The 13,141-nt window shown below is 67.4% G+C and carries 13 protein-coding genes; 3 read left to right on the plus strand and 10 right to left on the minus strand.

Translation table 11 applies throughout. From position 1 onward, the window contains the following. Positions 1-184 precede the first annotated feature (184 nt). From WC815_09950 to WC815_09960, 3 genes are all read left to right on the plus strand, one after another. Positions 185-2,152 (plus strand): pyrroloquinoline quinone-dependent dehydrogenase, encoded by a 1,968-nt coding sequence (locus tag WC815_09950; protein ID MFA5909086.1) that lies wholly within the window; start codon positions 185-187, stop codon positions 2,150-2,152. Between the two features lie 2 nt (positions 2,153-2,154). Then, the gene (locus tag WC815_09955) at positions 2,155-3,738 is read left to right on the plus strand and encodes a PHB depolymerase family esterase (protein ID MFA5909087.1); all 1,584 of its coding nucleotides are present in this window, start codon (positions 2,155-2,157) and stop codon (positions 3,736-3,738) included. An 85-nt stretch (positions 3,739-3,823) separates the two neighbouring features. Continuing rightward, positions 3,824-5,026 (plus strand): hypothetical protein, encoded by a 1,203-nt coding sequence (locus tag WC815_09960; protein MFA5909088.1) that lies wholly within the window; start codon positions 3,824-3,826, stop codon positions 5,024-5,026. Here the strand turns inward: WC815_09960 and WC815_09965 are convergent. The 10 genes from WC815_09965 to hisI form a co-directional block, all read right to left on the minus strand. Beyond that, complete coding sequence (locus tag WC815_09965; protein ID MFA5909089.1) at positions 4,980-5,951, minus strand: heavy metal-binding domain-containing protein; 972 nt, start codon at positions 5,949-5,951, stop codon at positions 4,980-4,982. The genes WC815_09960 and WC815_09965 overlap by 47 nt on opposite strands. A gap of 15 nt (positions 5,952-5,966) precedes the next feature. Then, a complete protein-coding gene (locus tag WC815_09970) occupies positions 5,967-6,527 on the minus strand; it encodes a hypothetical protein (GenBank protein ID MFA5909090.1) in 561 nt (186 codons plus the stop codon). A 70-nt stretch (positions 6,528-6,597) separates the two neighbouring features. Further along, positions 6,598-7,296, minus strand: coding sequence for a HisA/HisF-related TIM barrel protein (locus WC815_09975; protein MFA5909091.1), 699 nt, complete (start codon positions 7,294-7,296; stop codon positions 6,598-6,600). Beyond that, the gene (hisF, locus tag WC815_09980) at positions 7,290-8,069 is read right to left on the minus strand and encodes an imidazole glycerol phosphate synthase subunit HisF (GenBank protein MFA5909092.1); all 780 of its coding nucleotides are present in this window, start codon (positions 8,067-8,069) and stop codon (positions 7,290-7,292) included. Before hisF ends, WC815_09975 begins: the two co-directional genes overlap by 7 nt. A gap of 80 nt (positions 8,070-8,149) precedes the next feature. Continuing rightward, the gene (gene hisH / locus WC815_09985) at positions 8,150-8,788 is read right to left on the minus strand and encodes an imidazole glycerol phosphate synthase subunit HisH (GenBank protein ID MFA5909093.1); all 639 of its coding nucleotides are present in this window, start codon (positions 8,786-8,788) and stop codon (positions 8,150-8,152) included. Then, the gene (hisB, locus tag WC815_09990; GenBank protein ID MFA5909094.1) at positions 8,785-9,360 is read right to left on the minus strand and encodes an imidazoleglycerol-phosphate dehydratase HisB; all 576 of its coding nucleotides are present in this window, start codon (positions 9,358-9,360) and stop codon (positions 8,785-8,787) included. Before hisB ends, hisH begins: the two co-directional genes overlap by 4 nt. Before the next feature lie 56 nt (positions 9,361-9,416). After that, a complete protein-coding gene (locus WC815_09995; protein MFA5909095.1) occupies positions 9,417-10,496 on the minus strand; it encodes a histidinol-phosphate transaminase in 1,080 nt (359 codons plus the stop codon). After that, positions 10,496-11,770 carry a histidinol dehydrogenase gene (gene hisD / locus WC815_10000; protein MFA5909096.1) on the minus strand — a complete coding sequence of 425 codons (1,275 nt, stop codon included), beginning with the start codon at positions 11,768-11,770 and terminating at the stop codon, positions 10,496-10,498. Before hisD ends, WC815_09995 begins: the two co-directional genes overlap by 1 nt. Next, a complete protein-coding gene (gene hisG / locus WC815_10005; GenBank protein MFA5909097.1) occupies positions 11,767-12,654 on the minus strand; it encodes an ATP phosphoribosyltransferase in 888 nt (295 codons plus the stop codon). Before hisG ends, hisD begins: the two co-directional genes overlap by 4 nt. Further along, positions 12,651-12,986, minus strand: coding sequence for a phosphoribosyl-AMP cyclohydrolase (gene hisI / locus WC815_10010; protein MFA5909098.1), 336 nt, complete (start codon positions 12,984-12,986; stop codon positions 12,651-12,653). The genes hisG and hisI overlap by 4 nt, the downstream gene beginning before the upstream one ends. Between the last annotated feature and the right edge of the window lie 155 nt (positions 12,987-13,141).

Below are 13,141 nucleotides of genomic sequence, written 5' to 3' on the forward strand. Positions count from 1 at the left end.
CTAGACCCTCCTTAGGGGCACGCGAATGCTAACCCAAAAATGCGTTACATGGGATTACAAGTGCCAAGGGCCCGCCTTCGCGGCCGAAGGCCGCTTCGGCGAGGTCCCGCCGTAGCTCGCCAGAATGTCCGCGAGCGTAGGCGGATGCTAGGATGGTCCGTCTTTCCCAAGGGGTCCACAACTTATGCGCCGAGTCGGAATCCTGATCGCGCTCGCCGTCTGCTGGACCGGGACGTTTGGCGCCCAATCACCGTCCGTCGAGTGGACGCATTACGGTGGCAACGCGGCCTCGCAGAAGTACTCGCCGCTCGATCAAATCAACCAGGACAACGTCGCCAGGCTGAAGGTGGCCTGGCGGTGGACGTCGCCCGACAACGCGATTGTGGCGGCGAACCCGATGTCGCGGCCCGGCATGTACCACGACACGCCGCTGATGGTGAAGGGCGTGCTCTACACGGTGACGTCGCTGGGGCAGATTGCCGCCATCAACCCGGCGACCGGCGCGTCGATCTGGGTGTTCGACCCCGCCAACTGGAAGGCGGGCCGGCCCGGCAACCTCGGGTTCGTGCATCGCGGCATCTCGTACTGGTCGGAGCCCTCGACTGCGCTCGGGCCAGGCGGCGCGAAGGAACGCCTGCTGCTCGGCACGTCCGACGCGTATCTGATCTCGGTGGACGCGAAGACCGGCGCGCTCGACCCCACGTTCGGCCAGGGCGGGCGGATCGATCTGATGGACGGCCTGGCCAACGCCGTGCGCAGCACGAACTACGCAGTGACCGCCGCGCCGATCATCTGCCGCGACGTGGTCGTCGTCGGCGCCAGCATCCACGACGTCCCGACGCACAAGGAGTGGCCGCGCGGCGACGTGAGCGGCTTCGACGTGCGCACCGGCAAGAAGCTGTGGACGCTGCATTCGATCCCGCAGAAGGGTGAGTTCGGCAACGAGACGTGGTCGGACGACTCGGCGAGCTACTCCGGCAGCACCAACGTGTGGACCAACATGTCAGCCGACGAAGAGCTCGGCTACGTGTATCTGCCCTTCGGCACGCCGACCGACGACTGGTACGGCGGCCATCGTCCGGGCGCCAACCTGTTCGCGGAAAGCCTGGTCGCGCTCGACGCGCGCACCGGCAAGCGCGTGTGGCACTTCCAGGCCGTGCATCATGGCGTGTGGGACTACGACCTGCCGGCGGCGCCGGTGCTGGCCGACATACGCGTGGACGGCAAGGACATCAAGGCGGTGGCGCAGGTCAGCAAGCAGGGCTTCACCTACGTGCTCGATCGGCGGACCGGTACGCCGGTATGGCCGATCGAGGAGCGGCCGGTGCCGCAGTCCACGGTGCCCGGTGAACGCACCTCGGCGACCCAGCCGTTTCCGTCCAAGCCGCCCGCGTTCGAGCGGCAGGGGCTGTCCGAAAGCGACCTCATCGACTTCACGCCCGAGCTGAAGCAGGCGGCGCTCGAGGCGATCAAGCCGTTCGACTACGGTCCGTTGTATACGCCGCCGTCCGAGAAGGGCACGATCGCGCTGCCCGGATGGGTCGGAGGCGCCAACTGGGCCGGAGCGGCGTTCGATCCGGAGCACGGCACGCTCTACGTGCCGTCGCTCACGAGCCCCATCGTCATTCAGCTGGTGAAGCCAGACCCGTCGAAGAGCAACCTCCTCTACGTGCGCGGCGGCGTGCAGGCGCCGCCGACGCTGGACGGCTTGCCGGTGGTGAAGCCGCCGTACGGGCGCGTGACGGCGATCGATCTCAACAAGGGCGACACCAAGTGGATGACGGCGGTCGGCGACGGCCCGCGCGAGCATCCGCTGCTCAAGGACCTGAAGCTGCCGCCGCTCGGCGCGGCGCTTCGCCACGCGCCGCTGGTGACCAGGAGCCTGCTGTTCATCGCGACGGGCCAGGGCAACCTCGGCGGTGGCCGCAACCTGCCGGTCGGCGGACGTCCGCTGTCCACAGGCGTGACACCCGACCCGGTCAAGCTCCGCGCCTACGACAAGGCCACCGGCGCGTTGGTGTGGGAATTCCTGCCCCCGGCGCGCCCGCTGGCGTCGCCGATGACCTACTCGTTCCAGGGCGTTCAGTACCTGGTTGTTGCCGCGGGCAGTGGTGCGTCGGCTGAACTGATTGCATTCACATTGGGGTCGTAATCATGCGAAATGTAGCATCCGGCTTCAGCCGGATATTCCACGTCAGCCGGACCATCGTCGTGGCCGCCCTTGTGATGGTCCCGTCGCTGGCCGCCGCGCAGGCATTACCGAACATCAGTTCGCTGTCGGTCCGCTACAACACGCGGAAGGCGACGGTGAAGCCTCAGGGCGAGCTGAAGGCGCAGATCGACGCGGTGGACAAGGAGATCGCCGCGGCGAACCGGCTCGGCAGGATCGGCGAGGTGCGTCGGCAGATCGCGAAGGGCATGACGCTGCTCGACGGCCAGCCGTGGACGCCGGCCCTCGACTTCCAGAACTCACTCGCGCTGCGCAGCGAGCGGACCGTGATCGATTCGTCGGTGCCGTACGCGCTGCGGCTCGAGCAGATCTACAGCCCGTCGATGGAATTGACCCCGGCGCTCTCGGCCAAGGTCGTGCTGCGCAAGCGGATGCCGCCGCCCCCGCCCGGGAGCGCGCCGGCGATGGCGCCGCCGGGGCGCGAGCTTGGCGTGTTCGACGGGCTCAGCCGCGACCTGCGCGAGTCGCCATTCGCGATCGAGCTCAACCTGGCGGGCGCCGAAGACGGACCGTACGTGATTGAGACCGAGGTGCTGGACGGCACGACGTCGCTTGCCACCGCCACGCTGGGCGTCGTGCTGCACAAGGGGCTCGACGCGCGGCTGCGCGCGCTCGAGGCCGCGGCGACGTCCCTGGTGCCGGCAGTTCGCGCCGACGTCACCTATCCGGCGGACTACATCCGCAACGTCAACCGCGGCCGCTACGGCCTCGGCACGTTCAGCGTCGGCCCCGAGATCGCCACGGCCGAAGCGGTGCTGGCGGCGGCCCAGGGCGGCAAGAACCCGTTCAAGACGAAGACCGGCGACTTCGAGCGCCACTACGTGCTCGAAGGACCGAACGAGGTGATGCCGTACCGCGTCTACGTGCCCAAGTCGTACTCCGCCACCACCGGCACGCCGCTCGTGATCGCGCTGCATGGCCTCGGCGGGAACGAAGACTCGATGTTCGACCAGTACTCGAAGCTGCCGCCGCAGCTCGCGGAGAAGCACGGCTTCCTGCTGGCCGCGCCGAACGGCTTCCGGGTGGACGGGTTCTACGGCTCGACCATGATGGGCGCCGGTGACGCCGCGTCGAGGCGCCGCGTCGAATACAGCGAGAAAGACGTGCTCGAGGTGCTGCGCCTGATGAAGGCCAACTACAAGGTGGACGAGTCGCGGATCTACCTCCTCGGCCATTCGATGGGCGCGATCGGCACATGGGCGCTCGGCGCCAAGTACCCGGACACCTGGGCGGCGCTGGTGCCGTTTTCGGGGATGGGCGCCGCCACGATGGCGGAGCGGATGAAGGGCATCCCGCAGTTCGTGGTCCACGGCGACAACGACGCCACCGTCAACGTCAACGGATCGCGATCGATGGTCGCGGCGCTGAAACAGGCCGGCGCCACCGTGACCTATCTCGAGATTCCCGGCGGCAGCCACACCGACGTGGTGGTGCCGAACCTGCCGAAAGCCTTCGAGTTCCTGGCGGCACAGAAGAAAGCGTCGCCGGTAGCTACCCAACAACAATAGCGACAGGAGTTCAGGAGATCGGAAGGGGGTGCGCTCGGCCCCCGAGTGCGGTAGCCTATTGGTCAGACCCATCATGAAGACATGGATGAAGCCTCTCGCCGGTGTGGTGTTCCTTGGCTTGGCCGTGGTCAGCTGGCAGGCTCTCCGCCCGGAGCCCGTCTACACCCACGGGCGCATCACGACCAGCATCGTCTTCAACCGCGAGGTCTCGCAGATCTTCCAGAAGAAGTGCTTCCAGTGCCACACCGAGGCCAACGTCTCGATGTCGCTTACCACCTACCGGGACGCGCGGCCGTGGGCGGTGGCGATCAAGGAAGAGATTCTCGAGCGGCGCATGCCGCCCTGGAGCGCGGTGAACGGCTACGGCCACTTCTCGAACGACGTCAGCCTGACCGCGCGCGAAGTGAGCCTGATCCTGTCGTGGGCCGACGGCGGCGCGCCGAGCGGCGTGCTGGTGGCGGATGAAGACAAGCCGGCGGTGATCGTGCCCGCGCTCAGCGGCTGGGACCATGGCCAACCCGACGCCGTGGTGGCCGTGGCGGCCGGCGAAAAGGTGGCCGCGGATTCGCAGGATCGCACGGCCCGCATCGAAGTGGCGACGGGGCTGAAGCAGGCGAAGTGGCTGCGCGCCATGCAGCTGAACTTCACCGATCGGCGCGTGGTCCGCTACGCCGCGGTCTACGAACTGCGCACCGGACAATGGCTCGGCACGTGGACACCCACGCATCAGGTGAGCAGCATGCCCGAGGGCGTCGGCATCCAGCTGCCGGCCAGCGGCAAGATCGCGGTGGAGATCGGGTATCGGGGCACGGCCGAAGCGGCGAGCGGCGCCGGCGAGATCGGCCTCTATTTCTCTGAGCAGAAGCCTGCGCAGGTGGCCTCGGCGCTTGAAATCAGCGCGCCGCCCGTGACGGTGGCCGCCGGCAAGTCCGGCGAGCGCGTGCGGACCGAGTTGACGTTGAAGGCCGCCACCACCACTGCGGCGCTGTGGCCCAGCCTGGGTGCCGGCGCCAGGTCGGTGGAAGTCACCGCCATCCGCCCGGACGGCGTGGTCGAGTCGCTGTTGTGGCTGAAAGATTACCGGGCCGACTGGCCGTCGCCCTACATCTTCAAGGAACCGGTGACGCTGCCGGCGGGGACCCGCCTGGTGGTGACCGCGTTCTACGACAACACGGCCGGCGCGCCGCTGCGCGCCCAGCCGCTGCTGTCGGTTACTGCCTTTCCGCCCCGCCTTCGCGTCGCTACGGCGAGGCAGGCGTCTCGCCCGCCCGCAACACTCGCACCGTAAACGGGATCATCGACAGGCGGCCGTTGCGCTGGAACTGCAGCCAGATGCGATACATGCCTGGCTTCGGGAAGAGCGCGTGGAAGACGAGATCCGGCCCGCCGCCCTCGGTGACGGTCGTGCCTTCGAGCATCTCTTCCGGATGCGCGTGCACGTGCTCGGTCATGTCTTCGCTCAGCATCATCGCGTGGCCGAAGGCGCCGAGGTAGCGCTGCAGGTTCTTCACCGGCTCGCCGGTCTTCTCATCCTCGAAGTGAATCGGAAGGTCGGTTTCTTCGCCGGAGATCAGCTTCGCCGGGGTCGCGGCGAGCTCGACCACCACGCCGTCGGCGGTCTTGGTGAACGTCGTGTCGGGCGTGAGCGCGGGGATGGACGAGGCAAGGTCGCCCTCGAAACCCGCGGTTGAGAACGGCGTGGCAATCAGCTGCGGCCCGCCGCCAAGCGGCATGAAGTCGCTGAACAGCACGTAGTGGCCGGCCGAGGGGATGGTGTGCTCCAGGACGAAGCTCCCGTCCTTGTCCATCACCGGATGCTCGTGGAACCACTGCGTCATGTCGCGGCTGACGATGAAGAGGTGGAAGAGGCGGTCGTGGACTTCAGCGAAGTCCTTCACCGGCGCGCCGGTGAGCGGGTGCAGCACCGCGAAGCGGAACTTCACCTTCTGCCCCACCTTCGGCGCGCGCGGCTCCAGGGTGACGCCCATCACGTAATCCGCCGTCGCCATGGGATCGCCCGGCACCAGCGTCATGCCGCAAATGCTGCACGTCCCCGGCTCGGCCTTCACCTCGTTGGGATGCATCGGGCAGATGTATCCGCTGGTGGTGGAGGGCTTGCTGGGATCGATCAGCGGGCGAGCCGTGCCCGGCAGCAACTCCTGGCCGGAGACGCCGATGGTGCACGCGAGGGCGAGGGCGAGGACGTACCGCATGCCCCTATTCTACGACTACCGAGGCCACAACCAGCCGAAAGTGCCGCCGGTCAGCAGGCCGTACAGCAAGCCGTCGGCCATGCCGCGCAGCGTCGTGCCCCAGTTCTTCCCTCCCCAGATGGACGCCTGGGGGAGGCCCATGGCGTAGCCGGTGAACGCCACGCAACCCGCGATCTGGAAGACCTTGAGGTAGTCGGTGCCGGGGGCGAGGGCCACGCCGGCGATGTAGCCGGCGAACAGGGAGACGACGATCGAGTAGATGAACCACTGGATCAGGCTGCCGGTCATGCTGAACTTGCCGGAGGGCCTGACGGTCATCATCACCACTGGACCGGCCTTCATCTTGTCCTGGAACTCCGGAGAGCCCATTGCCGCCATCGACGAGGCCAGCGGCATGGCGTAGTCGCCGGGCGCGAGGTTGAAGTTCCGCAACGCCGACATCACACCGTCTTCGTTGGGCACGCGCTTCACGTCGCCCTTATGGAACGGCGTGAACATGTGGATGATCGAACTGGCCACGAACACGAAGATGGCCGAGACCAGGATCGGGACGAGCAACGTCAGCACTGGAACCATGGGGCCCCTCCTTCGCCGGCCATCCTACCCCATAAGATCTGTGCCTGATCCATGGCTGTCTTTCTGCGGCTCAATCGATGGCTAACGACCCCGTATAGATGGCCATCCCGACGACGGCGTCGATGCCGAGGGCGTCGAGGGCGTCGATTTCCTGGCGGGTGGTGATGCCGCCGGCGGCGGTGAGCTTGCGCTCGGTGGCGCCCGCGACGGCCTTGATGGCGGCCATGTCGGTGCCCTGCATCAAGCCTTCTTTGTCCACGTGCGTGTAGAGGAACTCCTCGCAGTAGCCCTCGAGCAGCCGCACGGCCTGCACAGCGGTCAGCGGCAGCACCGTCTTCCAGCCGTGGATGCAGACGTGCCCGGCGCGTGAGTCAACCGCGGCGATCACGCGGCTCATGCCGACGGTGTCGGCCAGCGCGCGCGCGAAGTCGTGGTCGATCATCTGCGACAGGTCGTTGCCGTCGCCGCGGCGGAACAATCCCGAGCCGGCAATCACCGCCCGCGCGCCGGCGGCAATCAGCTCTTCGGCGCGGCGCACGCTGCGCACGCCGCCGCCGACCCGGCAGGGCAGCTTCGCGGCGATCCGCCGCACCAGCGCGTCGTTGTTGCCGCGCGACATGGCGGCGTCGAGGTCGATCAGCTGGACCTTGGGGAACTTCGCGAACTTCGCGATCCAGCCATCGAGATCGTCGGACGAGATCGCGAGCTTGTCGCCCTGGACGAGTTGGACAACCTTGCCGCCTTGTAAATCAATCGAAGGGATCAGCATATTCTTACTGGAATGCCAGCGTTGCTCAAAAAGGCCTTCAGCGCGCTCACCGATTTCTCATTGAAGTGAAAGATCGATGCGGCCAGCGCGGCGTCGGCGTGGCCCTCGCGGAAGACCTCGGCGAAGTGCTCGAAGGTGCCGGCGCCGCCTGACGCGATCACGGGGATGTTCACCGCGTCCGACACCGCGGCCGTCATCGCGCAGTCGAACCCGGCTTTCGTCCCATCCCGATCGATCGAGGTGAGCAGGATCTCCCCGGCGCCGCGGTCGGTGGCCTCGCGCGCCCACTCGACGGCGTCGCGCGGTGTGGCCGCCTGCCCGCTGCGGACGTAGACCGCGTACCTGGTTTCCGTGGAGTCCGGCTTTAGCCGGATTGACTTCGCATCAATGGCCACGATCACCGCCTGGCTGCCGTAGCGTTTCGCCAACGTGGTGATCAGCCCGGGTTGCTTGAGCGCCGCGGTGTTCAGGCTGACCTTGTCGGCGCCCGCTTCGATTGCCGCCGCGGCATCGGCTTCGCTGTGGATGCCGCCGCCCACCGCCAGCGGCAGGAAGATCTCCCGCGCCACGGCCGCAATGGTATGGGCGCGCGCCTGGCGCGCCTCCACCGTGGCGGTGACGTCGAGGATCACGATCTCGTCGATGCCTTCCACGTTGTAGCGCCGCGCCAGTGCCGCCGGATCGCCGGCATCGCGCAGGCCCTCGAAGTTGACGCCCTTCACGACCTTGCCGTCGCGGACGTCGAGGCAGGCAATTATTCGTTTGGATAACACAGATGATCACCAGGGCCGCAGATTACACAGATTACACAGATCATTTCGTCCAGGGCCGCAGATGGCGCAGATTACACAGATCATTTCGGGTCACACGACTGCAACCAGTTACTCAAAATCTTCAGGCCGGCATCGCCGGACTTCTCAGGATGAAACTGAACACCGGACACCCGGCCCCGCTCAACCGCAGCGCTGAACGGGACGCCGTATTCGCAGATCGCCACGGTGTCGTCGATCACCGGCGCGGCGTAGGAGTGCGTGAAGTAGACCTGCGTGCCCGGCGTGATTCCGGCCATCAACTTGCTCGGCCGGGGCATGGAGAGGCTGTTCCAGCCAACATGCGGCACTTTCAAGGGGGTCTGACCCCGAGAGGGGTTCCTGATGTCGAGGGGTCTGACCCCTACGCGCCGGCACATTCCCTTAAACAGCCCGAGCCCGGGAACGTCCGGGGCCTCGACGCTGCCTTCGAACAGCCACTGCAGGCCGACGCAGATGCCCAGCAGCGGCGTGCCGCCGGCGACCGTGGCCGTGATCGCCGTCCGCCAGTCTTCCGTCAGTCCGCGCGTGGCGTCGAAGTGGCCGACGCCCGGGACGATGATGCCGTGGGCGCGGCCGAGCTCGCCGGGCACCGTCGGCGTCCAGGCACTGGCGCCGATCGCCGCCAGCGCCTTGCGCACCGAGGTGAGGTTGCCGGCGCCGTAGTCAACGAGTGCGATCACAGCAGGCCCTTGGTGCTCGGCAGCGTGCGCGCCATCCGCTTGTCTTTCGAGCACGCCACCCGCAGCGCGCGCGCGAACGCCTTGAAGCAGGCTTCGATCTTGTGATGGTTGGAGCGGCCGTACATCACCTTGAGGTGGACGTTGGCGCGGGCCGCCATTGCGAAGCCGTCGAAAAAGTCGTGCACCAGCTCGGTCTGCAGGTCGCCGACCATCCGCACCGTGACCTTGGTGTCGATCACCGCGTGCGGGCGCCCGCTCAGGTCGATGGCCGCCACCGCCAGCGTCTCGTCCATCGGCATCACGAAGTAGCCGGCGCGGTTGATGCCGCGCTTGTTGCCGATCGCCGCCAGCACCGCCTCGCCCAGCGCGATGCCGGCGTCTTCCACGGTGTGGTGCTGATCGACGTCGAGGTCGCCGGTGGCCTTGACCTTGAGGTCGAACCCGCCGTGGCGCGCCACCAGGTCCAGCATGTGATCGAGAAAGCGGATGCCGGTGCGGTTCTCGTACTTGCCCTTACCGTCGAGCGACAGCGTCACCTTGATCTGCGTTTCGGCGGTCCGCCGATCGATCACGGCCTTGCGGCTTGCCGGCCGTCCTGTCCGCCGTAGCTTGAGCGGAGGTGGAAGCTTTAGCGGAGGCGGGCGCATAGGGCCTCCAGCGTGTCCACGGCCCGGCGCGTGTGCTCGACTACTCCGGCCGTCAGCCGGAAGCAGTTGGGACAAGCCGGGTCGCTCGTGCGATCGCGGACGAACACGCCCTGCGCGATCATCCCGTCCACCAGCGCCCGGGCGCGGGCGCCGCCGTCGATCAGCACGAAGTTGGCGCCGCTCTTCCAGTAGCGCAGGCCGGCCCGCTCGCAGGCGGCGTAGACCAGTTCCTTCGATGCCTTCGCCTGCGCCACATACCAGGACCGGAACTCGGGATCCGCGATTGCGGCGCGCAGCGCCGCCACGGCGACCACGTTCAAATTGAACAACGGCATGGCCCGGCGAATGGGCTTGAGAATCGCGGGCGAGGCGATCATCACGCCGACGCGCATGCCGGCGAGGCCGAACGCCTTCGAGAACGTGCGCCCGACGATGACGTTCGGATAGTTCCCCGCCTCGCTCAGGAAGTTCTCGCCGAGAAAGTCCTGGTACGCCTCGTCCACGAACACCAGCGCGTGGCCCGCCTCGCGAGCGACCGTGCGAATGGCCTCTTGCGGCACCGGCTGGCCGCTCGGGTTGTTGGGGTTGTTCACGTAAACGATGCGGGTGTTGGGCGTGATGGCCTTGAGCACGGCCTCCAGCGGATACGCGAAGTCCCTGCCCGCCGGCACCGACACCACGCGTGCGCCCATGGCGTGGGCGGTACTCAGGTACGGCTCGAACGCCGGCTGCGCCACCACGATCTCCGGCGCGCCCGACACGGCGGTGAGCGGCGCGCCGAGCTCCACCAGCGCCTCGGGCGTGCGCTGGCCGAGGTAGCCCACCGACGCGAGCAGGATGCCTTCATCGAGACCATTGGTGAGCACGATGCGGTCCGCGTCCACGCCCAGAAAGGCCGCGGTCTCGAAGATGGCGTCGCGAAAGTCGGGGTAGGTGGCGAGCCGCTGCGCGTCGAACGCGCGGACGGCCTCGACCACTTTCGGCGAGCAGCCGCCGGTGTTCTCGTTGAGATGGAGCCGGAGGCCGGGGCCGAGATCGGGGACGCCTTGAATGGTGGTCATCAGTGTTTCCTGCCGGGAGTCTGGAGTCGGGAGTCGGGAGTCGAAACGCGAACCGCAATCGATCGGGCGTGGCCTTCGAGGCCTTCGGCTCTGGCCAATGTTGTCACGGTGCCGGCAAGGCGTTGCAGCCCTCGCTTCGTCAGGCGTTGCACCGACACCAGCTTCACGAAATCAGCGGCGTTCAGTCCGCCGCGGTAGCGGGCCGCGCCCGCCGTGGGCAGCACGTGATTCGAACCAATCGCGTAGTCGCCGGCGACCTGCGCCGTCCAGGCGCCCACGAACACGGCTCCGGCATTCCAGACGCGTTTGGCCAACGCCTCGGTTCCCACCACGAGGTGCTCGGACGCCGCCGCGTTGGCGAGGTCGATCGCCTCGTTCATGTCGCGGCAGACGATGATGCCGCCGTGGCGTTCGAGCGACTGCAGCGCCGGCCCGGTGTCGGGCATTTGCGCCGCCACTTCGCGCGCGACCTGTTCGGCCAGCCGGCGATTCGAGGTGACGAACACGGCCCGCGCATCGGGGTCGTGCTCCGCTTGCGCGATCAGGTCGGCGGCAATCCACGACGCCGGGCCCGACGCCGTCACGATCAGGATCTCCGTCGGTCCGGCGTAGAAGTCGATGCCGCAGTCGGCCGAGACGATCGACTTGGCCGCGGCCACCCAGCGGTTGCCGGGCCCGACGATCTTGTCCACGCGCGGCACGGTGCGCGTGCCGTAGGCCATGGCGGCCACCGCGTGTGCGCCTCCGACCTGGAACAGGCGATCGACCCCGGCTTCCAGCGCCGCCGCAAACACCGCGGCGTCCGGCCGCGGGCAGGCCACGATCACTTCGGGCACGCCGGCGGCGCGCGCGGGTATGGCCGACATGAGGAGCGACGACGGGAGGGGATAGCGGCCGGCGGGAACGTAGCAGCCAACCCGCGACACCGGAATGACCCGCTGCTCGACGCTGATCCCGCCGCCCACGTTCAGGCGCCAACCCTTGGGGACTTGCGCCTTCGCCACTTTGCGGATGCTGGCGGCGGCGCGCGTGATGGCCCGCCGCGTGCCGGGGGCGAGCGTGCGCGCCTGCGCCTCCCACACCCGCCGCGGCACCTCGATGCGGCCCTGCAGCCCATCCAGCTCGCGCGCGAACTCGAGGAGCGCGGCGTCGCCACCCTTGCGCACGCGATCGACAATGGCGGCGGCGCCCGTCTCGGTGGCGCGATCGCGGATGCGCGTCGCCGACAACAGGGCAGCGACGGCGCGGCGGTTGGTCGAGTCGGCGATCTTCATACGACGATCTTCGTCAGCGGATACTCGACAATGCCCTGGCCGCCGGCCGCCTTCAGCTTCGGGATCAGGTCTCTCGCCACCTTCTCTTCGAGAATCGTGTTGATCGCCACCCACTCCGGATCGCTCAGCGACGACACCGTCGGTCGCTGCAGCGCGGGCAGGATCGCGATCAGTTTCTCGAGATCGGTCCGCCGCGCGTTGAGCATGAGGCCGACGCGGCCCTGCGCGTCGATGGCGGCGCGCAGCAGCATGGCGAGGTTCTCGATCTTGGTCTTCTTCCACGGATCGGTCATCGCCGGCTGGTTGGCGATCAACTGGGTGTTGGACTCCATGATGGTCTCGAGGATGCGCAGGCGGTTGGCGCGAAGCGTGGACCCGGTTTCAGTGGCCTCGACGATGGCGTCGGCCAGCACCGGCGGCTTGACCTCGGTCGCGCCCCACGAGAACTCGACGTCCACGTCGAGGCCCTTGGTGGTGAAGTAGTTCCTGGTCACCCGCACCAGCTCGGTGGCGATGCGCTTGCCGTTGAGGTCGGCCACGGTCTTGAAGGGCGAATCCTCCGGCGCGGCCAGCACCCACTTCACCTTGCCGAAGCTCTGCTTGGAGTAGACCAGGTCGCAGATCCGCGCCAGCGGCGTCTGTTCAGGGTGGCCAATCTCGTGCTCGGCAATCCAGTCCTGGCCGGTGAGACCGGCGTCGAGCACGCCGTCGGCGACGTAGCGGGCCATCTCCTGCGCGCGAATCAGCATGCACTCGATGTCGGGGTCGTCGATCGACGGGAAGTACGACCGCGAGTCCACGCGCATCTGGTAGCCGGCGCGCTGGAACAACTGGATGGTGGCGTCCTGCAGCGAGCCTTTCGGGATCCCCAATTTCAGCTTCATCGTCTTTCTCCCAGTTGCGCGTTCTCGATCTCGTTGTAGAAGCACGAGCGCTGGCCGGTGTGGCAGACATTGCCGTCGCCTTCGCGCCTGACCTTGATGAGCAGCGTGTCTTCGTCGCAGTCCAGGAACACCTGGCGCACCGCCAGCTTGTTCCCCGACGTCTCGCCCTTCATCCACAGCTGGTTGCGGGTGCGGCTGAAGAAGGTGACGTAGCCGGTCTGTTTCGTCAGCGCCCAGGCTTCGTCGTTCATGAAGCCCACCATCAACACCTCACTGCTGGTTTCGTCTTGCACGACCGCCGGGATCAGCCCGTCAAGCTTGGAGAAATCCATGACCTGTTCCTTCGCGTCCTTGGGGGGTTAAAAACAAAAAGCCCGCCGTTGCCGGCGGGCCTTTGCGTCAAACGAATCCTGTTGGATGTCGTCCCGAACTCTACGCGCAAACTCCTGCCGTGCCGTTCCGTGAACGGTGATGATGGCTGCGGTGC

The organism is Vicinamibacterales bacterium (assembly GCA_041659285.1).
Taxonomy (GTDB): domain Bacteria; phylum Acidobacteriota; class Vicinamibacteria; order Vicinamibacterales; family UBA2999; genus 12-FULL-67-14b.

Excerpts from the sequence above, each read along its gene's own strand:
- WC815_09955 (MFA5909087.1), top strand. The coding sequence starts at position 2,155 with ATGCGAAATGTAGCATCCGGCTTCAGCCGGATATTCCACGTCAGCCGG.
- WC815_09965 (MFA5909089.1), bottom strand. The coding sequence starts at position 5,951 with ATGCGGTACGTCCTCGCCCTCGCCCTCGCGTGCACCATCGGCGTCTCC.
- hisI (MFA5909098.1), bottom strand. The coding sequence starts at position 12,986 with ATGGATTTCTCCAAGCTTGACGGGCTGATCCCGGCGGTCGTGCAAGAC.
- WC815_09960 (MFA5909088.1), top strand. The coding sequence starts at position 3,824 with ATGAAGCCTCTCGCCGGTGTGGTGTTCCTTGGCTTGGCCGTGGTCAGC.
- WC815_09950 (MFA5909086.1), top strand. The coding sequence starts at position 185 with ATGCGCCGAGTCGGAATCCTGATCGCGCTCGCCGTCTGCTGGACCGGG.
- WC815_09975 (MFA5909091.1), bottom strand. The coding sequence starts at position 7,296 with ATGCTGATCCCTTCGATTGATTTACAAGGCGGCAAGGTTGTCCAACTC.
- WC815_09995 (MFA5909095.1), bottom strand. The coding sequence starts at position 10,496 with ATGACCACCATTCAAGGCGTCCCCGATCTCGGCCCCGGCCTCCGGCTC.
- WC815_09970 (MFA5909090.1), bottom strand. The coding sequence starts at position 6,527 with ATGGTTCCAGTGCTGACGTTGCTCGTCCCGATCCTGGTCTCGGCCATC.
- hisD (MFA5909096.1), bottom strand. The coding sequence starts at position 11,770 with ATGAAGATCGCCGACTCGACCAACCGCCGCGCCGTCGCTGCCCTGTTG.
- hisG (MFA5909097.1), bottom strand. The coding sequence starts at position 12,654 with ATGAAGCTGAAATTGGGGATCCCGAAAGGCTCGCTGCAGGACGCCACC.